General features: G+C 60.3%; 18 protein-coding genes. 13 read left to right on the top strand and 5 right to left on the bottom strand.

From position 1 onward, the window contains the following. The first annotated feature begins 4 nt into the window (after window positions 1-4). On the top strand, window positions 5-1,588 hold the full coding sequence (locus tag QCBJ_RS10055) for a murein L,D-transpeptidase (RefSeq protein WP_102060714.1): 1,584 nt from the start codon (window positions 5-7) through the stop codon (window positions 1,586-1,588). Here QCBJ_RS10055 and QCBJ_RS10050 read toward each other — a convergent pair. After that, window positions 1,569-2,078, bottom strand: a complete 510-nt coding sequence (locus QCBJ_RS10050) for an AAA family ATPase (RefSeq protein WP_102060713.1) — start codon at window positions 2,076-2,078, stop codon at window positions 1,569-1,571. The genes QCBJ_RS10055 and QCBJ_RS10050 overlap by 20 nt on opposite strands. A gap of 74 nt (window positions 2,079-2,152) precedes the next feature. On the opposite strand from QCBJ_RS10050, the gene dapF reads away from it, so the two are divergent. Beyond that, entirely contained in the window at window positions 2,153-2,956 is an 804-nt protein-coding gene (gene dapF, locus QCBJ_RS10045; RefSeq protein ID WP_102060712.1) for a diaminopimelate epimerase, read from the top strand. Here dapF and QCBJ_RS10040 read toward each other — a convergent pair. Together QCBJ_RS10040 and QCBJ_RS10035 are read right to left on the bottom strand one after the other, a co-directional pair. Further along, window positions 2,944-4,086, bottom strand: coding sequence for a PAS domain-containing sensor histidine kinase (locus tag QCBJ_RS10040; protein WP_102060711.1), 1,143 nt, complete (start codon window positions 4,084-4,086; stop codon window positions 2,944-2,946). The genes dapF and QCBJ_RS10040 overlap by 13 nt on opposite strands. Further along, window positions 4,076-4,891: an alpha/beta fold hydrolase gene (locus QCBJ_RS10035; RefSeq protein WP_102060710.1), complete on the bottom strand. Its 816-nt coding sequence runs from the start codon at window positions 4,889-4,891 to the stop codon at window positions 4,076-4,078. The genes QCBJ_RS10040 and QCBJ_RS10035 overlap by 11 nt, the downstream gene beginning before the upstream one ends. A gap of 128 nt (window positions 4,892-5,019) precedes the next feature. Here QCBJ_RS10035 and QCBJ_RS10030 point away from each other — a divergent pair, with 128 nt between their 5' ends. Continuing rightward, a complete protein-coding gene (locus QCBJ_RS10030; RefSeq protein WP_102060709.1) occupies window positions 5,020-6,213 on the top strand; it encodes a YgcG family protein in 1,194 nt (397 codons plus the stop codon). Window positions 6,214-6,296: 83 nt separating this feature from the next. Here the strand turns inward: QCBJ_RS10030 and QCBJ_RS10025 are convergent, their stop codons facing one another. Further along, a complete protein-coding gene (locus QCBJ_RS10025; RefSeq protein WP_093541743.1) occupies window positions 6,297-6,791 on the bottom strand; it encodes a DUF1543 domain-containing protein in 495 nt (164 codons plus the stop codon). A gap of 106 nt (window positions 6,792-6,897) precedes the next feature. Here QCBJ_RS10025 and QCBJ_RS10020 point away from each other — a divergent pair, with 106 nt between their 5' ends. Then, window positions 6,898-7,719: an aldo/keto reductase gene (locus tag QCBJ_RS10020; RefSeq protein ID WP_046034753.1), complete on the top strand. Its 822-nt coding sequence runs from the start codon at window positions 6,898-6,900 to the stop codon at window positions 7,717-7,719. 52 nt (window positions 7,720-7,771) lie between these two features. Here QCBJ_RS10020 and QCBJ_RS10015 read toward each other — a convergent pair whose 3' ends face one another. Beyond that, window positions 7,772-8,287, bottom strand: coding sequence for an Hcp family type VI secretion system effector (locus QCBJ_RS10015; RefSeq protein ID WP_012724698.1), 516 nt, complete (start codon window positions 8,285-8,287; stop codon window positions 7,772-7,774). 497 nt (window positions 8,288-8,784) lie between these two features. On the opposite strand from QCBJ_RS10015, the gene tssA reads away from it, so the two are divergent. From tssA to QCBJ_RS09970, 9 genes are read left to right on the top strand one after another with little or no spacing between them, the layout of a single operon-like run. After that, window positions 8,785-10,338: a type VI secretion system protein TssA gene (gene tssA, locus QCBJ_RS10010; RefSeq protein WP_102060708.1), complete on the top strand. Its 1,554-nt coding sequence runs from the start codon at window positions 8,785-8,787 to the stop codon at window positions 10,336-10,338. 32 nt (window positions 10,339-10,370) lie between these two features. Next, a complete protein-coding gene (tssB, locus tag QCBJ_RS10005) occupies window positions 10,371-10,868 on the top strand; it encodes a type VI secretion system contractile sheath small subunit (protein WP_012724696.1) in 498 nt (165 codons plus the stop codon). A 27-nt stretch (window positions 10,869-10,895) separates the two neighbouring features. Next, window positions 10,896-12,371 (top strand): type VI secretion system contractile sheath large subunit, encoded by a 1,476-nt coding sequence (tssC, locus tag QCBJ_RS10000; RefSeq protein WP_102060707.1) that lies wholly within the window; start codon window positions 10,896-10,898, stop codon window positions 12,369-12,371. Window positions 12,372-12,385: 14 nt separating this feature from the next. Beyond that, window positions 12,386-12,787 (top strand): type VI secretion system baseplate subunit TssE, encoded by a 402-nt coding sequence (tssE, locus tag QCBJ_RS09995; RefSeq protein ID WP_093541751.1) that lies wholly within the window; start codon window positions 12,386-12,388, stop codon window positions 12,785-12,787. Next, window positions 12,777-14,564, top strand: coding sequence for a type VI secretion system baseplate subunit TssF (gene tssF / locus QCBJ_RS09990; protein WP_102060706.1), 1,788 nt, complete (start codon window positions 12,777-12,779; stop codon window positions 14,562-14,564). Before tssE ends, tssF begins: the two co-directional genes overlap by 11 nt. After that, the gene (gene tssG, locus QCBJ_RS09985; protein WP_102060705.1) at window positions 14,528-15,535 is read left to right on the top strand and encodes a type VI secretion system baseplate subunit TssG; all 1,008 of its coding nucleotides are present in this window, start codon (window positions 14,528-14,530) and stop codon (window positions 15,533-15,535) included. The genes tssF and tssG overlap by 37 nt, the downstream gene beginning before the upstream one ends. Window positions 15,536-15,547: 12 nt before the next feature. After that, window positions 15,548-17,980, top strand: a complete 2,433-nt coding sequence (locus QCBJ_RS09980) for an AAA family ATPase (protein ID WP_102060704.1) — start codon at window positions 15,548-15,550, stop codon at window positions 17,978-17,980. After that, the gene (locus QCBJ_RS09975) at window positions 17,977-19,509 is read left to right on the top strand and encodes a sigma-54-dependent Fis family transcriptional regulator (protein WP_102060703.1); all 1,533 of its coding nucleotides are present in this window, start codon (window positions 17,977-17,979) and stop codon (window positions 19,507-19,509) included. The genes QCBJ_RS09980 and QCBJ_RS09975 overlap by 4 nt, the downstream gene beginning before the upstream one ends. A gap of 42 nt (window positions 19,510-19,551) precedes the next feature. Continuing rightward, a complete protein-coding gene (locus QCBJ_RS09970; protein ID WP_080943345.1) occupies window positions 19,552-19,683 on the top strand; it encodes a type VI secretion protein in 132 nt (43 codons plus the stop codon). Window positions 19,684-19,690 lie beyond the last annotated feature (7 nt).

Raw genomic sequence — 19,690 nt, 5'->3', positions numbered from 1 at the left:
CCAATTGTTCAAAAAACACGCATGTTACTTGAGCATTTGCCTGCTCGTTGCACCACTGGTCGCGACAGCCGATGAGCCTTTGCCCGTCGCACCCCCGGCCCTGGTCAATACCGCCCCCGTGCAACAGGCGTTGGCCCAACTGCCCAGCGTCTGCCCCAGCCTCGCGCCGCAGATCGACGGCGCCGCCCAAGCGCGTCTGCAAGCCTTTTATCAGCAGCAGGGTGATGAGCCGCTGTGGTCTGCCGACGAACGCCGGCAAGCCCTGGAAACACAGTTGCTGATGCTCGCCGATGACGGCCTGGACCCCACCCACTATAGCCTGCCTGCGCTGGATGCCACGACCAACGTGCTGTGCAGCGATATCGCTACCAGCCAGCATTACCTGCAAGCGCTCTGGGACCTGCACTACGGACGTCTTCAGCAATCGCGTTTCGAACCGTTGTGGCATTCGCAGCCGCCCACCCGTGACCCCAACACCGAAGTGCTGGCCTTTGCCGCCGCGGGCCTGCAAGACATGGCCCAGGCATTCGACCAGGCACGTCCCAGCGCCGACTTATACCGCAGCCTGCGCAACGCCTATGCCACTGTGCGCCAGCAGCCGTTGCCGCATTGGGACCCGGTCGGCAGTGGCCCGCTGTTGCGCCCCGGCATGGAAGACCCGCGTGTACCGGAGCTGGCACGGCGCTTGATCAGCGGCGGCTACCTGGCCACGGCGTCGAGCGGCAAGCAATACCACGATGAGTTGGTCAAGGCGGTAAAGGCCTTCCAGCTCAGCCACTCCTTGCAAGCCGATGGCGTGATCGGCGCGGGCACTGTGGCCGAACTGAATATCAGCCCGGCGATGCGCCGAGAACAGCTGCGCATCAACCTTGAGCGCTTCCGCTGGCTGGCCCAGGACCTGGAGCCCGAAGGCGTATTGGTCAACGTAGCCGCCGCGCAACTGAGCGTGTACCAGAGCGGCATCCCCGTGTGGCAGACCCGCCTGCAAGTCGGCCGCGCCGAACGCCAGACGCCGCTGCTCAAATCGCGCATCACCCGGCTGACCCTCAACCCGACGTGGACCATCCCGCCTACCATCATGCGCGAGGACAAACTCCCGGCCATCCGCCTCAACCCCGAATACCTGCGCCAACAAAACCTGCAAGTGCTTGATGCCGAAGGCCACCCGCTGGCCCCCGAACAAATCGACTGGGCGCGTCCCGGCAATATCCTGCTGCGCCAGGAAGCCGGTCCGCGTAACCCGCTGGGCAAGATCGTCATGCGCTTCCCCAACCCGTACTCGGTGTACCTGCACGACACGCCGAGCCAGCCCCTGTTTACCAAAGGGCCGCGGGCGTTCAGCTCGGGGTGTGTGAGGGTCGAGCAACCGCTGCTGCTGCGCGATTTACTGGTGAGCCCGGCCGAACGCGCGCGCACCGATGAGTTGCTGGCCACCGGCGTGACCCATGAGTTCAGGCTGGCCACGCCAGTGCCGGTGCTGTTGGGCTACTGGACGGTTGAGGTCGACCGCCAGGGCGGCTTGGTGTACGCCCCGGATATTTACGCGCGCGATCTGGTGTTGATGAAGGCTATGGGGAGTTTGCTCTGAGGTTCGCCAGCGTCATTGCGACAGCCTCATCCTGGGTCATGAGGGCGGTGTCGACCGTCAGCGGCACCTCGTCCCACGCCTCGAACTCATGCGCCAGGACGGACTGCCAAGTGGGAGGCGTCAGGCCGGGAATATCTGCTTTTCGGGTTGCCACCCGCCGTTGATGTTCCTGGCGGTCAGAGCAAATCACCAGAATATCCGTCAACTCGACCGCTGCCATTGCCGCCACAGCCTTCCACGCATCCCGGCTTTCCTTGACCGGGTTCACACAGTCGGCCACCACGCAGTGGCCCAGTCGCAGATTGCTCAACGCCAGTGCGTTTGCCACGCTGTAGCCGCTGGCCCCGACATCGCCGGCCAGCACGGCGGCATCGCGTATCGCCTGTTCAATCACATCGATACGCAGGTAAACCGCACCGGTCCGGTGTGCCAGTTCACGGGCTATTGTGGTCTTGCCGGTGCCGGGCAGTCCGCTGAAGACAATTAGCATGGGGGGCTCTCGATAAAGGCGTGCGCGTTCAGAGTATCCTTCAGTTCCCCCACGAGTCGACCACAGGACAGCCCATGCTTTTGCCGTTCGTAAAGATGCACGCCCACGGCGACGACTTCATCATCATTGATCGCCGTGGCTTGGACGATCCCATCACCGCGGCCATTGCCCGTCAGTTGGGCAACCGTCACACCGGTATCGGCTTCAACCAATTGGCCGTTGTGTACGATTGTGAAGAGGCGGCCGCACGTATCAGCTTCTGGAACGCCAATGGCACGCCGCTGGCCACTTGCGGCAGCGCCACCCGTGGCGTGGCCGATCGGTTGATGCATGAAACCGGCACGGATTCGATCGTGCTGCGTACCGACCGCGGCCTGCTGACCTGCGTGCGTGCGCCGGGGCGGCAAGTGTCGGTGAACATGGGCAAGCCCTCGCTGGAGTGGGCGGCCGTGCCTCTGTCCACCGCGATGGACACCCTGACATTGCCTGTCGAAGGCAGCCCGGCGGCGTGCAGCATGGGCAACCCCCACTGTACATTTTTCGTCGACGATATCGCGGCTGTCGACGTAGCAGGCCTGGGCCCTGCGCTGGAAATTCACCCGCTGTTCCCGGCCAGGACCAATGTGCATTTCGTGCAAGTGCTCGACCGTAGCCATATCCGCCTGCGCATCTGGGAGCGCGGTGGCGGTGTGGCGTTGGGTTCGGGGTCGTGCTGCTGTGGGGCGGTGGTCAACGGGATCCGGCGCGGGCTGCTGGATACCACGGTGCAGGTGCAGTGCGACGGCGGCACGGTGACCGTGCATTGGACGGGCGAGGGCGGTGTGGTATTGACCGGCAGTGTGGAGCCGGTGATGCAGGGCAGCGCCTACGTGCCTTGAAATGTCACGGTAAAGGTGGTGCCGCCGGTTGCACAGGAAGTCACCGCCACATCCCCACCGTGTACCTTGGCCAACTCGCGCACGATATACAGGCCCAGGCCCACGCTGCGCACATCGCTGCCCTGGTCGGTGCCGCGGGTCATGGGCTCGAACAGCCCGGCCAATAAGGCCTCCGGTATGGCTGCGCCGTGGTTGTGCACTGACACTTCGCAGCGGCCTTCGCCCAGGCGCGAGGTAATACTGATCGGCCGTTGCAAATCGCCATAAGCCACGCTGTTGGCCACCAGGTTGCCGATGATCTGTTGCACGCGGTCTGCGTCCAAATGGGCATTGCCGCTGCCAATCGCGTGGTGCTCCAGCGTCGCCTTGGGGAACGCCACGCGCAGTTCATCCACGGTGCGATGAATCACGCTATGCAAATCCATGGAGGTGGCCTTGATGACGATGCCCTGGCCGACCCGCGCCTGGGTGAAGTCCAGCAGATCGGCGATCATGCGCTGGGCACGCTCGGACGACTGGCCAATATGCCCGAGCAACTGCTGCTCCTTGGGCGTGCGCTCACCGCGACTGAGGAAGTCGGACGCCATGCGAATGGCCGTGAGTGGGTTTTTCAGGTCATGACTGACAATCGCCACCATCTGCTCGGCGAACAACGCGCGGCGTTGGGAAATGGTATAGGCCTCGCTCAGTTCGGCCTGGGCTTGCTTCAAGGCGAGTTCGGCGGCGGTTTTTTCCTGCAACAACGCTTCGGCCAGGTTGCGCGCGTTGAGCAGCTCGCGTTCGTACTTGTCGCGGTCGGTGGTGCCGAACAGGGCCAGGTCGTACACCACGGCGTCGGCGTGTTCACGCTTGATGCCGTTGAGCAGCACGGTGACCTTGTGCCCGTCATGGTGCAGCATATCGAGCTTCACTTCGGTGACGCTGCCATGCATGCGCAACATGGGCGCCAGGTGCGTCTGGTGGAAAATGCGCCCGCCCATGGTCAGCAAATCCTGGAAACGCTTGCCGCACAGCGCGGTAGTGCTGAACCCCAGCCACTCGCTGAAGCGCGCATTGGCTTGCAGGATCATGCCGTCTTCCGAGGTGACGGCCAGGGCGCAGGCCGCGCTGTCGAACAGGTCAGCTTGCACGTGCAGCCGCCCAAGGGGCCAGGAAACTGTCCATGGCCGTAGCGCAGGCCTGTGGCGCGCTCATGTGCGGGCAATGGCCGATGTTGTCCACCAGGCAATAGCTGCTGTTGGGCAGCACGCGGTGCAGGTATTCGCCTACGGCCACGGGGGCGATTAGGTCATCGGTCGATTGCAGGATCAGCACCGGGGTCGCCAGGCCGATCACGTCCTGGCGGTTATCCGACATAAACGTGACCCGCGCGAATTGCTTGGCGATCTCGGGTTCAGTGCGGCAGAAACTCTCGGTCAACTCTACACCCAGCGCCGATTGACCTTGCGCGCCCATAATCACCGGGGCCATGGCGCTTGACCAGCCGAGGTAGTTACTGTCGAGGGTATCGAGTAAGTCGTCGATATCGCTGTGCTTGAAACCACCGATGTACCCGTCGTCATCGATATAGCGCGGCGACGGCCCGATCATGACATGGGCCGCGACTCGGCCCGGAGCCAGGCGGTCGGCGAGGGCACCGATCATCGCGCTCACCGAATGCCCCACCAGGATCACGGGGCCAACGGCATAGGCATCGATAATTTCATTGAGGTCCCGGGCATAACCGTCCAGCGTGCTGTACTTGGCCTTGTCGAAGGCACTCAGGTCAGACAGGCCCGCGCCTACCAGGTCATACATCACGACGCGAAAGCGTTCCAGGAAGTGCGGCGCCAGGTAGTTCCACATGGCCTGGTTGCAACCGAACCCGTGGGAAAACACCAGGGTCGAGGTCCCGGAGCCCATCACGCTGACATTGTTACGATGGAGTAGGTCCATGGGCTTCCCGGTTATGGCGTATTGCTATGCGTGCGGGCAGTTTAGATAGTCAAACGCTTTGGGTCACGCGTTATAGCGCCGATAAGGTAAAGTCGGCGCCTTCAGGAAGAAACTTCAGGTAACAAAACATGATGCAGCGTGTGCGGCAATCCGTCTTGAGTCTGCTGGTGTTGATCAGCCTGCTTGCCACCGTCCACGCGGATACCTCACCTATCGGTGTAGCCCTCGACCAACGGGTGATTGACCTCACCCACACGCTGGATGCAGGCACCACCACCCGTCTGAAAAACCAGCTTGCCGACCTTGAACAGCGCAAAGGCGCACAAGTCGCCGTACTGCTGGTACCCAGTACCGGTGGCGCGAGCATTGAGGACTATGCCAACCAACTGTTCCGCGCCTGGAAACTAGGACGTAAGGATGTCAACGACGGCATCCTGCTGGTTGTTGCCAAGGACGACCGCAAGGTGCGCATCGAAGTGGGTTACGGCCTGGAAGGCAGCGTCACCGATTTGCTGGCTCACCGCATCATCGAAGAACACATCACCCCGGCGTTTCGCCAGGGTGACTATGCGGGTGGGGTTGTCCAAGGCGTCAATGACCTGGTCGTGCTGGTGGACGGCGGTGAATTGCCCCCGGTTGCGGGCCCTGCGTTCAATCCCCAGACGATTACCGTATTGCTGGCGTTCATCGTCGGGGCGATTGGCGGTGTCCTGATCGCCGCCGGCAAGTTGCAGTGGCGCCGTGCCTTGATTGCCACCATGGTAGTCACGGTGCTGCTGGCTATTTTTGGCGGCGGCCGTGACTGGTTGGTGTTTCTGCTGGTGCTGCCCCTGACGCTGCTGATCGGCGGCGCGACATTTGGCGCATTGTGGCTGGCGCGTGGGGTGTTTTACTGCGTGTTAGGACTGCTGGCGTATATCGTCGCGGTGCTGGTAGTGAACCACTTCGTTGAGGTCAACTTGGTCCATTGGCTGGCATGGCCGTTTGGTGGTGCCTTGGTGTTGGGGCTGTACGTAGGGCTGTTTTTCGTTATCCGCGAGTCCTTAAGAAAAAGCCCGCGCTTCTTCATCGTGCGTGTTCTGGCGGTGTTGGCGATTTACGCGGGGGTGGGTGTTTTGCTCGGGCATGGTTATCAAGGTTGGTTACTGGCGATACCGGCCGCGTCAATCGTGGCGTTTATCGTGTTTGTCCAGAGCATCTCCAATGGGGGCTCGGGCTCGGGTGGCGGTTCCGGTTCAAGCTCCAGCCGCTCCAGTTCCAGTAGCAGTTCGTCGGGAGGAGGCGGTTCCAGTGGCGGCGGCGGGGCGTCCGGGAGCTGGTAAAACCGTGAGCGCGGCGTTTAGCCAAACCCTCTCTTGAAGCTCAAACGTATGTAAAACGGCTCGATTCCTTCAACGCCGGTTGTTCAGGCCAGGACGATGTAGTCGTTCTGCTGCAGGATTGGCCGGTGCGGGCCCTGCACCAGGTGGACATATCGACCGTCCACCAGGTCGATGGGCAGGCAGTCGTCGAGGTCCAATACCCCATCGGTGTGGGCCTGGGACCAATGGCGCAGCATCTGTTGCTTGCCCTGGCGGGTGGCCTCCTGTTTATTGCGCGCCACCACCAACAGGTAGTGGTGGGCTTCGCCAAAGCTGTTGGCTTCATAACCGCCGAGGTTGAGGAAGTACAGGTGATGCGCGCCGGCAGCAGGCGCCAGCGGACTGAACTCGACTTTCCAGCCGTCAACGCCATCCACCCCCATCCACGCATCGATATGCACACCCTTAGGGCTGCCGAACCAGCCGTCACGCAATTGCGGGTAGGTAGCCTCCAGCGTGTCCGCCACAGCAAACACCACATCGTGGACTTCGATTTTCGCCCGTGGGTGCTTGCCCCCGAGCATAACGACAAACAGCATTGCAGGTCCTTCCTGGCATCTTGGCAGAGGGTAACCATACTTCGATTGAACCCTTTTGTCCGGCCAATGCCACACTGTTAATCCGCGAACTCATCAGGAGATTGTCATGCGTACCATTGATCTGGCGGGCGTCCCCGTTCCTGTCATCGGCCAGGGGACCTGGCGCATGGGCGAGAACCCCGACCAGCAGCGCGCCGAAGTCGCGGCGCTGCAACTGGGCATCGATGAGGGCATGACCCTGATCGATACCGCCGAAATGTACGGTGAGGGCGGCGCCGAAACGGTTGTGGGCGAAGCCATCCGTGGCAGGCGCGACCAAGTCTTCCTGGTGAGCAAGGTCTACCCGCACAACGCCAGCCACAAGGGCGTGCCTCGTGCCTGTGAAGCCAGCCTCCAGCGCCTGGGTACCGACTATATCGATCTGTATCTGTTGCACTGGCGCGGCCAATATCCCCTTGAAGAAACCGTCGAGGCCTTCGAGCGCCTGCGCGAAGCCGGCAAGATCGGCCGCTGGGGCGTCTCCAATTTCGATGTGGCCGACCTGCAGGAACTCGCCTCTCCGGCGTGCGCCACCAACCAGGTGCTCTACAACATCGAAGAGCGCGGCATCGAATTCGACCTGCTGCCCTGGTGGCAACAGCATCACTTGCCCTTGATGGCGTACTGCCCGATCGCTCAGGGTGGCGAGCTGTTGGCCAGCCCGACCCTGAAGCAGATCGCCCATCGCCACGAGGTGACACCGGCCCAGGTTTCCCTGGCCTGGGTATTGCGCCAGGACGGTGTGATCGCGATCCCCAAGGCGGTCACCCCGGAACACGTGCGACTCAACGCAGCCGCAGCCAAACTCGTGCTGGATGAACACGACCTGGATGCTATCGATCGCGTGTTTGGCGCACCCAAGCGCAAGCACCCGTTGGCGATGGTGTAGCGGGATGGCAGGTACGGCGCCTTCCCTGGCGCCGTACCTGCGTTAAAGCGGTTTAGCCCGCTACCGGGCTGCGCCAGTCATCCGACCCGGAAGTGCCGGACACTTCGTGGGTCCATACGATCTTGCGATAGGTGAAGTACACATCTTCCAAGTGGGTGAAATGGGCGTTGTCCGGATCCTGGCAGTTGGGCATGCGCGACTGGATGTCGACGATGGTTGCCCCCTCCAGTTCAATCGTGAAGTAGTGCTCCTGGGTGCCGGCCGACGAGGTGCGTAACCATTCGAGCCGGCACTTGACCTCTTCGCCGCTGGTCAACGCGCTGAACAGCAAGGGCGAGGACTTATCGAACACTTTGCTGATCATCAACGGTTTATGGACCCTTTGGCCTGTTGGCTGGCCGGATTGTGGGTCGCGCGGGATGATCACTTGATGAGCAAAAGCCTGGACCAGAATCTGATCCTCATGGCCTTCCTGGTAAATATTACCTACCGAGTCCTGGGTAAACGTGCCTGCCGTAATCAAACCTTGTTTGACACCGGTGATGGAAAGATACGCGGGTGTTGGCATGACGGGTTTCCTTGCCTGATTGATGAGGTAGTTCCAACCGACAATTGCATCGGCTGGGCAAGTGCCTATAACAAGAAACGTGCCTGAAAGTGTGGGGGGCAATAAAACAAGGGTGTTGCATTCTATAAGTTCGAATTTCCAGTGTGATTAGCCAGGATTGATGGGGTTGGTTAAGTATTTGATTGCGCAACGGTGCGCATTTAATTGCTCAGTTAAGTTGTTTTGTAACTGTTGAGGTGGGTGGGGATATCGGGTGTTTATGTGGGGAGTGAGTGCGCAAAATGCTGCGCAGTCCCAGTGTTTAGGCGTTTGTAGGAAAAGGATTAAGTGTGGTTCCGTCGCTTGCTGAATGTTTTAGGCATGGCTAAGGTTCGTGAGCTTCGCAGGAGTTCCAGCGATGCGAAGATGACTTTCTGAGGCGCACATTAAATGTGCTTAGTTGGTCTTTTGTGGACTTATTGTCTTGTTTTTTCTTGTTTAGTTGCGTGCGGTGCCAAATGGCTTATTCGGACAAGCTGTATGATTATTACCTTGAACTTGCACGGTCGCCCTGCATGCCAACAAGTTTTGCGGGCAATGACATGCGCTTTTCGAGTGAATATGAGGTCCTGGAGTTCGAGCTTGCCAAGGCACGATCAATTCATGGCAGTGGTCAACCCGATTGGCATAAGGTCCTGGAAGCCGGCGAAATCCTGTTGCGCCAGCAATCCAAGGACCTGCGGGTCGCCGTTTGGCTGACCTGGGCGCTGCACCAGAGGGAATCCTACCCAGGGTTGTTGGCCGGGCTCGGGTTGTTGCGCTATTTCTGCGAGCATCATTGGTCTGAGGTCCACCCCGGAAAACCACGCACACGTGGCGCGGCATTCGGATGGTTGGTGTTGCGCCTTGAGCCCTTGTTCACGCAAAGCCTGCCGCTCCAGAACCAGCAGCCTTTGTTCCAGGCGGTGCTTGAACACCTGATACGCCTCGATGAGCTGTGGGCCGAGCACTTGGGGGATGCCGCGCCAATGTTGTTGCCGATTCGCAGGCAATTGGCTCAGCGACTGGAGCGCGCTGCGCAGGACGACGCCCCGGTCGCAGGGCTGAGTGGTGTCATTGCGCACGTCAAGCAGGCGACCACCCAATTGCTCAAGCCCGAAGCGCGGGTGGACAACGAAAAAGACGCCCACAGGTTGTTGCGCACCTTGCAGGAACAGGCGCGCACGCTGTGCGTATGGTGGTTGCGTCAGAACGCCACCGACCTGCGCGCTTTTCGCCTGAACCGAACATTGACCTGGCTGGCGCTGGCCAATTATCCGGATGCCGACAACGAACGGCTCACCGCCCTGCGTGGGCCCGCTCCCGACAAGCTCAAGCGTTATCAGGAGCGTTTTGCCCAAGGTCATCACGCCGATCTGGTGCTCGAACTTGAAGCCAGTCTCGCCGGTGCGATGTTCTGGTTCGATGGGCTGCACATGCTCTGGGAATGCCTGGAGGCCATGCAGGCCGAGCAGGCCATGACTGAGCTGGAGGTGACCTTCGCTCTGTTGCTGCAACGTTTGCCAAACCTGGCGGAGTTTCGCTTTCACGACGGGGCTCCTTTTGCCGGCCCCGCGACCCGTGACTGGATAGCGCTGCAAGTTACCCGTCACCTGCAAATACCCGAATCGCCTGCATTGATAGTTGATGCCGACGCCGAGCCGTGGGAGATCGCCTTGCAGGCGGTCGCAACCCGCTTACGCAAGGACGGGCTCAAGGCCGCCATCCATGAACTCAAACAAGGCATGTATGCCGCTCGCAGTGATCGCGCACGTTTTTATTGGCGGTTGGCCCAAGCGCGCCTGTGTGTACTGGCGGGCAAGCATGAGCTGGCGAAGATCCAGCTCGAACAGCTGGACCACGAACTGCAACACACAGGCCTGGAGCGCTGGGAGCCGGATCTGGCCCTTCAAGTGACACAGCTTCTCTACCGCTGCTGCGACCTGTTGCCACAAAACCACGCCGTGCGCGAGCGCAAGGAAGACACCCATCGCAGGCTGTGCCTCTTCGATCTGGAAGCGGTACTTGAATAGGCTTTCGAGCCACTTGAAAAAGGAGAGACACCATGGCCAAAGAAGGTTCGGTAGCCCCCAAGGAACGTATCAATATCACGTTCAAACCCGCCATCGGCGGGGCGCAGGAAGAAGTCGAACTGCCGTTGAAACTATTGGTGCTTGGAGATTTCACCCAGCGTGAGGACGCGCGCAAGCTTGAAGATCGCAAACCCATCGCGATCGACAAAAACACCCTTGATGACGTGCTGGCCAAACAGGCGTTGAGCCTGACGCTGAATGTGCCCAATCGTCTGCAGGAGGATGCGCACGTTGAGGAACTGGCCATTCAGGTACGCATTAACGCCATGAAGGATTTCAATCCCGCGAACCTGGTTGAGCAGGTTCCGGAGTTGCACAAGCTGATGGCGTTGCGCGAGGCACTGATGGCTCTCAAAGGCCCACTGGGCAACACCCCGAGCTTTCGCAAGGCCATCGAACAGGCCCTGGCCGATGACGAGTCCCGCGCGCGGGTACTGGCGGAGCTGGGCCTGGGCAGCCCGGACGCCTGACATTTTCAGTAAAAGGACACTGACCGCATGACCACACCACAACACGCGCTACCGGCACAAACCGCTGATGAATACAGCATCCTCGACAACATCGTTGCCCAGACGCTACTGAGTGCCGATGACGAAGCGTATGGCATTGCCAAACGGGGTGTCTCGGCGTTTATCGAAGAGTTGATCAAGCCGCAGAACCGTGGCGAGCCGGTAAAAAAACGCCTGGTCGACCGGATGATTGCCGAGATCGACACCAAGCTCAGTCTGCAAATGGACGAGATATTGCACCACCCGGACTTTCAGGCCCTGGAAGCGTCCTGGAAGGGGCTGCAGTTGTTGGTCGATCGCACCGACTTTCGCGAAAACATCAAGATCGAACTCTTGAACGTTTCCCGGCAAGACCTGCTGGAAGACTTCGAAGACTCACCGGAAGTGACCCAGTCGGGCTTGTACAAACATATCTACAGTGCTGAATACGGCCAGTTTGGCGGTCAGCCTGTGCGCGCGATCATTGCCAACTATTTTCTGTCGCCCAGCGCGCCTGATGTAAAGCTGATGCAATACGCTTCCAGTGTGGCCTGCATGGCGCATGCGCCTTTTATCGCCGCAGCCGGGCCAGCGTTCTTCGGGTTGGAGAGCTTCACCGGCTTACCGGATCTCAAAGATCTGAAGGACCATTTCGAAGGCCCGCAATTTGCCAAATGGCAAAGCTTTCGCCAGAGCGAGGACGCGCGTTACATCGGGTTGACCGTGCCGCGTTTCTTGCTCCGTACGCCTTATGACCCCCTTGAATGCCCGGTCAAGACCTTTGCCTACCAGGAAAACGTGGTCAACAGCCACGAACATTACTTATGGGGCAATACAGCCTACGCCTTTGCCACGCGCCTGACCGACAGCTTCGCGCGCTTTCGCTGGTGCCCGAACATCATCGGCCCGCAAAGCGGTGGTGCGGTAGAAGACTTGCCGTTGCATCACTTCCACAGCATGGGGGAGATTGAAACCAAGATCCCGACCGAAGTGCTGGTTTCCGACCGTCGTGAATACGAACTGGCGCAAGAGGGCTTCATTGCCTTGACGATGCGCAAGGGCAGTGACAACGCCGCGTTCTTCTCTGCCAGCTCGGTACAAAAGCCGAAACACTTCGGCCTCAGCCCCGAGGGCAAGGAAGCCGAGCTGAATTACCGCTTGGGAACACAGTTGCCCTACATGATGGTGGTCAATCGCCTGGCCCATTACCTCAAGGTCCTTCAGCGCGAGCAACTGGGTTCATGGAAGGAGCGCACCGACCTGGAGCTGGAGCTCAATAAATGGATTCGCCAGTACGTCGCCGACCAGGAAAACCCCAGTGCCGAAGTGCGCGGGCGGCGCCCCTTGCGCGCAGCACGCATCGTTGTCAGTGATGTCGAGGGCGAGCCTGGCTGGTACCGCGTCAACCTGAGTGTGCGACCGCACTTCAAGTACATGGGGGCGGATTTCACGCTGTCCCTGGTTGGCAAGCTCGATAAAGAATGAGCCGAGGCCAGGCAATGCCCCACTACCAAAGCCTTTTCGAGCGACTCGAGCGTCCGGCGACGACCCAGGCATGTGGCGTGACATCGGTCGCACTCCATCTGGGGAAAATGCTCAGCATCCGTGCGGGCAGTGTGCAGACACTGCCCGACTACGGCTTGCCCGACCTTAATGATATGAATCAGAGCCTGCACGAATCATTGAGTCAGTCGCGCGTGTTGATCGAGCGATTTATCCGCGCCTACGAGCCGCGCTTGAAGCAGGTGCGGGTCAAGACATTGCCACGGGATCATGATCCGTTGGCCCTGGCGTTCGCTATCGAAGCCACACTGGTGATCAAGGGTGCCGAGCAACCCGTGGTGTTTACCGCGCGGTTATGTGATGCCGGTCGGGTAGAGGTCTTGCCGGATGTCCTTTAACCGTTACTACCAAAGCGAGCTCAGTGCGTTACGCCAACTCGGGCGGCGGTTCTCCCAGCGCAACCCGGCGCTCGCGCCTTTTCTTGCGGAGTCCGGCCAGGATCCGGATGTAGAGCGGTTGCTGGAAGGCTTTGCGTTTCTCACTGGCCGCTTGCGCCAGAAGTTGGATGACGAGCTTCCGGAGCTGACGCATTCGTTGATGCATTTGCTCTGGCCCAATTACATGCGACCGATGCCCGCGTTCAGCATCCTGCAGTTTGATCCGTTGAAGCATTCAGGCCCCGGCGTGTGGGTGGCGCGTGATACACCGGTTGAAAGTGCCGCCGTCAATGACGAACGCTGCCGCTTTCGCACCTGTTACGCCACGCAGATTCTGCCGCTGCAACTGAGTGCGCTGGAGTACAGCGCCCACGCAGAGCGAGGGGTGTTGAGCCTGCGTCTGGGCATGAGCGCCGAAGGTAATTTCGGTGAGTTGACCTTCGATCAGATGCGCCTGCACCTGGCGGGAGACCGCTACATCAGCCAGGCGCTGTACCTGAGCTTATTGCGTCATCTTGAAGGTATCGAGTTGCAGCCTTTGGGCAACGATGGCCTGCCAGTGACAGGGGCCGATGGGCAGGCTATATCCCTGCGGCTGGGGGCTGACCAGGTACAGCCGGTGGGATTCAGCGAGGAGCAGGCGTTGATTCCGTATCCGTCGAATACCTTTCGCGGGTATCGCCATCTGCAGGAGTACTTTGCCTTTCCTGACAAGTATCTGTTTGTCGATGTGGGCGGGCTGAGCGCATTGCACAGGCTGCCCGGCGAGTTGCTGAAACAAGTGTGCGGCATGGTGTTGCGCTTCGAATTGCGCAATCCCTGGCGTGAATCCCAACTGCCCACCCTGGATAACGTGAAGCTGTACTGCACGCCCATCGTCAACCTGTTCAAGCATGACGCGGTGCCCATCCGCCTGGACGGCAAGCAGGATGAGTACCTGCTGATTCCCGGCGACTATTCACGAGAGAGCGCCAGTGTATTTTCCGTCGACAGTGTCACGGGGTGGCAGCCTGGAGGGCTTGGCTATCAGACCTATGTACCTTTCGAATCCTTTGAACATGATGGCGACACCGAGGGATCAGAGGGCCCCCCGAGCTACAGCATTCGCCAACGGCCATCGTCACAGCATGCCGGCCTCGATACCTGGCTTGGGTTTGGTAACGGCCTGAAACTGGAGCCGCAAACACTCTCGATCGAACTGACGTGCACCAATCACAACCTGCCACGGAGGCTGCAGGTCGGTGACATCAACCAGCCTTGCGAGCAGACGCCGCAGGGGGTGTCGTTCCAGAATATCTGCGCACCCACCGCCAGTTTTTCTCCGCCGCTGGACCAGGATTTTCTCTGGCGGCTTATCAGCAATATGTCGCTCAACTACCTGTCATTGAGCGACATAAATGCCTTGAAAGTGATCCTCCAAACCTATGACTTAGCGCGCTACCACGACCGACAGGCACAGAAGGTCAGCGAGAGAAGGTTGGGCGCGATGCGCTCCGTCAGTCACTCAGCCGTCGACCGATTGCACCGTGGCTTGCCGTTTCGGGGGGTACGAATTGACCTGACCGTCGATCCCCAGGGCTTTCTGGGCCAGGGCGAAGTATTCGTGTTTGCCTCGGTACTCAACGAATTCTTCGCGCTCTACGCCAGCCTCAATGCCTATCACGAACTAAGAGTCATCAGCACACAAGGAGACGTGTACCTATGGCCACCACGGATGGGGCAGCAGCCCCTGCTTTAACGCAACTGTCTCGGGTTATCCGCGAATACTCGCTGTTCCAAGCGGTTCTGCAGGTCGTCAAGCGTCTGCGTGATGCCCATCCGCTGCTGGACGACGACGCGCTGCATGACCTGTTGGAGTTTCAAGCCAACCCAGGCCTGGGGTTTCCCGGCCACGATATTGACCGGGTGGTTTTTTTTGTCGAGCACGGCCAGTTGCGTGCGCGTCTGCGCCTTAACGTGCTGGGCCTGTGTGGTGCAGGGTCGCCGTTGCCCGCGTTTTATGGCGAGCAGGCGTGTGCTGACGGGGCAGGCGGCAACGCTACCCGCGATTTTCTCGATGTGTTTCACCACCGCCTGCAACGGCTGATGCTGCCGATCTGGCGAAAATATCGTTACCGGGCGTGTTTCCAGGCAGGCGCACGTGACGCCTTTTCCGAACAGATGTTTGCGTTGATCGGGTTGAGAGGAGAGCAGATTCGCAGTGCTGCGCAATTGAACTGCAAGCGGCTCTTGCCTTACCTGGGGTTGCTCAGCCTGCGGGCGCATTCGGCAGCCCTGATCGAGACGGTGCTGCGCTACTACTTCAAGCACAACCGCTTGTTCATCGAGCAATGGGTCCAGCGCCGGGTTGTTATCGCTGACTCACAGCGAAATCGGCTGGGTGCCGCGAACAGCGTGCTTGGCCATGACCACGTACTGGGGGGCCAGGTCGACGATCGCAGCGGCAAGTTCAGGGTGCATCTGCAGGCGTTGGGCTGGGACGCATTCCATGGGTTTCTACCCACTGGCAAGGACTACCCGCAGCTGTGTTCATTGGTGCGGCTGACGGCGCGTGATCCTTTGGAATATGACCTGCGGCTGGTGCTGGCCAAGGACGAGATAAGGCCGTTGCACATTGGCGAACACAACGTCTGCCGGCTGGGATGGACCAGTTGGCTGGCACATGAATGCGCCGACGGTGTGGTCATTGTGCCGAGCAATGCTCATTAGGGATGAATCGTTATGATGAATGTGGACCTGCAACAACTGATCCAGACATTGACCCCCCGGGCCCGTCGAGACTTGGAGCGTTCGGCCGAACGCTGCGTGACGCGCGGCGGCAGGGAAGTGCTGGTGGAAGACCTGCTGTTGACCCTGCTGGAACATCACGATGGCCTTCTGGCAAGGGCACTGGCGGATGCGGGCCTCGACGCCGGAGAGCTACAAGCCACCCTGCAACCCAAGGGGGAGTCGAGTGCTTCGCGCAATCCGGTTTTTGCCCAGGCACTGGTGCGTTGGCTGCAACAGGCCTTGATGGTTGCTCATTTGGAGCTGCGACAGACTGAAATCGATCACGGCGCCCTGTTGCTGGCGTTGTTACGTCATCCGCTGGAGCATGCAGGCAGTGCCTATCAGGCGTTTTTGAACCGGTTGGATGTCGAGCGTGTGCACGGTTTCGTGTTGAGTCAGGTGGCGGCGACTGATCCTGCGCCTGAGGGCGAATCGCTGCTGGGGCGCTTCACCCATGACCTGACACGCCAGGCCCATGAAGGTCGTATCGACCCGGTGTTGTGTCGTGACGCTGAGATCAGCCAGTTGATCGACATCCTCATGCGCCGGCGCAAGAACAATCCAATACTGGTCGGTGAAGCTGGAGTCGGCAAGACCGCGGTTGTCGAAGGCTTCGCGCTGCGTGTTGCCAGCGCACAGGTGCCGGGCGCTCTCAAGGATGTCCGGGTGCTGACCTTGGACATGGGCCTGCTCCAGGCGGGTGCCAGCATCAAGGGTGAGTTCGAACGACGCCTCAAGGGTGTGATCGATGAGGTGAATGCCTCGGCAAAACCGGTGATCCTGTTTATCGACGAAGCGCATACGCTGGTAGGGGCGGGCGCCCAGGCGGGCACGTCGGATGCCGCCAACCTGCTCAAGCCCGCCCTGGCCCGTGGTGAGCTGCGCACCATCGCTGCCACCACCTGGACGGAATACAAGAAATACTTCGAAAAAGATCCGGCCTTGGCCCGGCGCTTCCAGCCTGTGCTGGTCGGTGAACCGAGTGTCGAGCAAGCGGTTTCGATACTGCGCGGGTTGGTTTCGGTGTATGAGCAAAGCCATGGCGTCTACGTGCGGGACGATGCGGTCGTCGCGGCGGCGCAGATGAGTGCCCGTTACCTGGCCGGGCGGCAGTTACCTGACAAAGCGGTGGATGTGCTCGACACCGCCTGCGCTCGCTTGCGTACCCGTCAAGAGATGGCGCCGGAAGCATTGCAGCGTCTGTACGCGGAACAGGTTGAAAGCGCGCGGCAGCTTCAGGCACTGAGTCGGGATCGCGACTCGGGGCATTCTGTGGATGAGCAGGTCCTGCACGCGCTGAACCAGCGCATGGAGGCGGTGGGCTGCGAATGCGAGCATCTGGAGCAACGCTGGCTTGAACAGCAAAAGACGGCGCAGCAGGTGTGTCCGCGCCTGGTGTCCCAGGTCATCAGTGCCTGGACAGGTATCCCGGTTGAACAACTGGCGCTCGAGCACAGTGAACGGGTCTTGGGCTTTGCCGATGCGCTGCGCTCGCGCATTCTCGGCCAGGAGCAGGCGGTACAAGCCCTGGACCGTTGCCTGCGCGCCGTCGCAGCTGGGCTCAACAAGGCCGAGGCCCCGGTCGGTGTGTTCCTGCTGGTCGGCCCAAGTGGTGTGGGCAAGACTGAAACTGCATTGGCGCTTGGCGACCTGTTGTATGGCGGTGAGCGGTTTGTCACCACCCTCAATATGTCGGAGTTCCAGGAAAAGCACTCGCTGTCTCGATTGATTGGCGCACCGCCCGGTTATGTCGGTTTTGGCGAGGGCGGCGTGCTGACAGAAGCCGTGCGCCAACGTCCGTATTCGGTGGTACTGCTCGATGAAGTCGAGAAGGCCGACCCGGAAGTGTTGAACCTGTTCTACCAGATTTTCGACAAGGGCCTGGCCAATGATGGGGAGGGCCGGGAAATCGACTTTCGCAACACGCTGATCCTGATGACGTCCAACCTGGGCAGCGAGTGCATCGGCCGTTTATGCGCTGGCGACCAGCGACCTGATGTGCACGTGCTGCAAGAGGCGATCCACCCGTTGTTGCGCGGTCACTTCAAGCCTGCGTTGTTGGCGCGGATGCGTGTGGTGCCGTATTACCCGGTCACGGGTGAGATTCTGCATGACTTGGCCAGGCTCAAGCTGGAGCGTCTGGGCCAGCGCTTGCATCTGCGCAAACTGGCCTTCAGCTATACGCCGGAGCTGGTTGCACACACGGCCGAGCGGTGTACCCACGGTGACAGCGGTGCTCGTTACATCGATCAATGGATCGAACTCCATTTGTTGCCGCAAGTGGTGGATAGGCTGCTGGAGGCCATGGCTCAAGGTGAACCCCTGTCACAGGTGCATGCCCGCGTCCAGGGTAATGGCCATCCCATCTGTGAGTTCAGCCAATGAGGGATAGCCGGCTCACTCAGATCCCTCATCCTTTGGCCTGCGCCGATGTGCTGCTCGGCTGGTTTATCCGCCTGGGCATCGAGGGCGACGAAGCCACTTTGCCCAGTCTCTGTGTCGCTGCGGTGGCGCAACTGAGCCAGTGCGAACTCAGCCAATTGTACTGGCGCAATGAGTCCACCGGTCGGCTCGAACTGATCGCCCAGCATTTGCCCGGCGTGTTATGCCCCAGTGACCCGGCCTGCACCCGGGACTTTCAGCATGAGCAAGTGTTGCAGTACGTGCTCAGCCATCAAAGCGCCCTTAGCCTGGAAGATCTAACGGGCAGCGTTTACGAATACGGGTTCCTGCCGGCGATGGCGACACCTTGGCAAGCGTTGTCATGCGTGCCGTTGTTCAATCGAGGCAAAGCCATCAACGGCGTGTTGGTGTGTGCCAGCCAGCGCCGGAAAAACTGGCCGGACCACACCGCCTCCTTGAGCCAACTGGGCAGTTTTACCTTGATGCAACTGGCGTTGCTGCGGTGTAAGCGTTCCGCAGAGGGTGTCGCTCCAACCCATGACGGCACACCATCCCCCGGTGCTGCGTTTGGGTTGATTGGCAGCAGCAAGGCTATGGATGAGACGTATCGCTTGATCGGTAAGGTGCTGAATACGCCCTATACCGTATTGCTGCGGGGCGAGACGGGTACAGGCAAGGAGGTGGTCGCACGAGAGATCCATTCTGCGGGGCCGCGCAAGCGCAAAGCGTTCGTGGTGCAGAACTGCGCGGCATTTCCCGAAGGGCTATTGGAAAGTGAGTTGTTTGGCTACCGCAAAGGTGCATTCACGGGGGCGGAGCGCAACCACACGGGGCTATTTGACACTGCGCATGGTGGCACGCTGCTCCTGGACGAAATCGGCGATATGCCACTGTCGCTGCAGGCCAAGTTGCTGCGGGTTTTGCAGGAAGGAGAAGTACGCCCACTGGGGGCCAGTGAAGCCCACAAGGTCGATGTGCGCATCATCGCCGCGACCCACCGTGACCTCGCCGCAATGGTGGCCCAAGGCAGTTTTCGCGAGGACCTTTACTACAGGCTTGCGCAATTTCCTATCGAGCTGCCGCCGTTGCGTGAGCGCGACGGCGATGTGTTGCTGTTGGCGCGCGAATTTGCACACAAGGCGTCTACTGCGCTTGGGCGTGCGCCGGTGGGGTGGTCCAGTGCAGCCCTGGATCAACTCTCCAGTCACGCCTTTCCCGGCAATGTCCGTGAACTCAAATGCCTGGTGGAGCGTGCGGTACTGCTGTGTGATGACGGCGTGATCCTGCCGGCCCACCTGTCGTTGTCTGCACCCGCGACCAGTGAGTCAGTCGACGCGACGTTGCGCCAACGCCTGGAGCGCGTCGAGCGCGTAGTCCTGATCGATTGCCTGCACAAGAATCGTGGCAATCGCACCCGTACCGCACGTGAGTTGGGCGTCGCACGCCGCACGCTGCTCTACCGCCTGGCGCGTCTGAAGATTCCCGTCGGTGATGCCCGTGAGGAGTGTTGAACGGGCGACGTGTGGGCACCTTACTTTCATGGGAGATACCTGATGTCTTTTCATCCGTGGCGAGCCGTGGTGCTTGCGTTGTGTTTGTTGAGCGGCTGTAACGCCAATTATGTCTTTGATGATGCCGACTACCGTCCATTGGGTGACCCCCAGGCGACCCGTCGTGGGCAGTGAGCAGGGG

The organism is Pseudomonas sp. QC2 (genome assembly GCF_002859085.1).
Lineage (GTDB): Bacteria > Pseudomonadota > Gammaproteobacteria > Pseudomonadales > Pseudomonadaceae > Aquipseudomonas > Aquipseudomonas petroselini.
Note: the sequence above shows the minus strand (reverse complement) of the source record. Positions and strands in the feature narration are given on the sequence as shown.

Excerpts from the sequence above, each read along its gene's own strand:
- QCBJ_RS10050 (WP_102060713.1), bottom strand. The coding sequence starts at position 2,078 with ATGCTAATTGTCTTCAGCGGACTGCCCGGCACCGGCAAGACCACAATA.
- dapF (WP_102060712.1), top strand. The coding sequence starts at position 2,153 with ATGCTTTTGCCGTTCGTAAAGATGCACGCCCACGGCGACGACTTCATC.
- QCBJ_RS10035 (WP_102060710.1), bottom strand. The coding sequence starts at position 4,891 with ATGGACCTACTCCATCGTAACAATGTCAGCGTGATGGGCTCCGGGACC.
- QCBJ_RS10030 (WP_102060709.1), top strand. The coding sequence starts at position 5,020 with ATGATGCAGCGTGTGCGGCAATCCGTCTTGAGTCTGCTGGTGTTGATC.
- QCBJ_RS10025 (WP_093541743.1), bottom strand. The coding sequence starts at position 6,791 with ATGCTGTTTGTCGTTATGCTCGGGGGCAAGCACCCACGGGCGAAAATC.
- QCBJ_RS10020 (WP_046034753.1), top strand. The coding sequence starts at position 6,898 with ATGCGTACCATTGATCTGGCGGGCGTCCCCGTTCCTGTCATCGGCCAG.
- QCBJ_RS10015 (WP_012724698.1), bottom strand. The coding sequence starts at position 8,287 with ATGCCAACACCCGCGTATCTTTCCATCACCGGTGTCAAACAAGGTTTG.
- tssA (WP_102060708.1), top strand. The coding sequence starts at position 8,785 with ATGGCTTATTCGGACAAGCTGTATGATTATTACCTTGAACTTGCACGG.
- tssB (WP_012724696.1), top strand. The coding sequence starts at position 10,371 with ATGGCCAAAGAAGGTTCGGTAGCCCCCAAGGAACGTATCAATATCACG.
- tssC (WP_102060707.1), top strand. The coding sequence starts at position 10,896 with ATGACCACACCACAACACGCGCTACCGGCACAAACCGCTGATGAATAC.
- tssE (WP_093541751.1), top strand. The coding sequence starts at position 12,386 with ATGCCCCACTACCAAAGCCTTTTCGAGCGACTCGAGCGTCCGGCGACG.
- tssF (WP_102060706.1), top strand. The coding sequence starts at position 12,777 with ATGTCCTTTAACCGTTACTACCAAAGCGAGCTCAGTGCGTTACGCCAA.
- tssG (WP_102060705.1), top strand. The coding sequence starts at position 14,528 with ATGGCCACCACGGATGGGGCAGCAGCCCCTGCTTTAACGCAACTGTCT.
- QCBJ_RS09980 (WP_102060704.1), top strand. The coding sequence starts at position 15,548 with ATGATGAATGTGGACCTGCAACAACTGATCCAGACATTGACCCCCCGG.
- QCBJ_RS09975 (WP_102060703.1), top strand. The coding sequence starts at position 17,977 with ATGAGGGATAGCCGGCTCACTCAGATCCCTCATCCTTTGGCCTGCGCC.
- QCBJ_RS09970 (WP_080943345.1), top strand. The coding sequence starts at position 19,552 with ATGTCTTTTCATCCGTGGCGAGCCGTGGTGCTTGCGTTGTGTTTGTTG.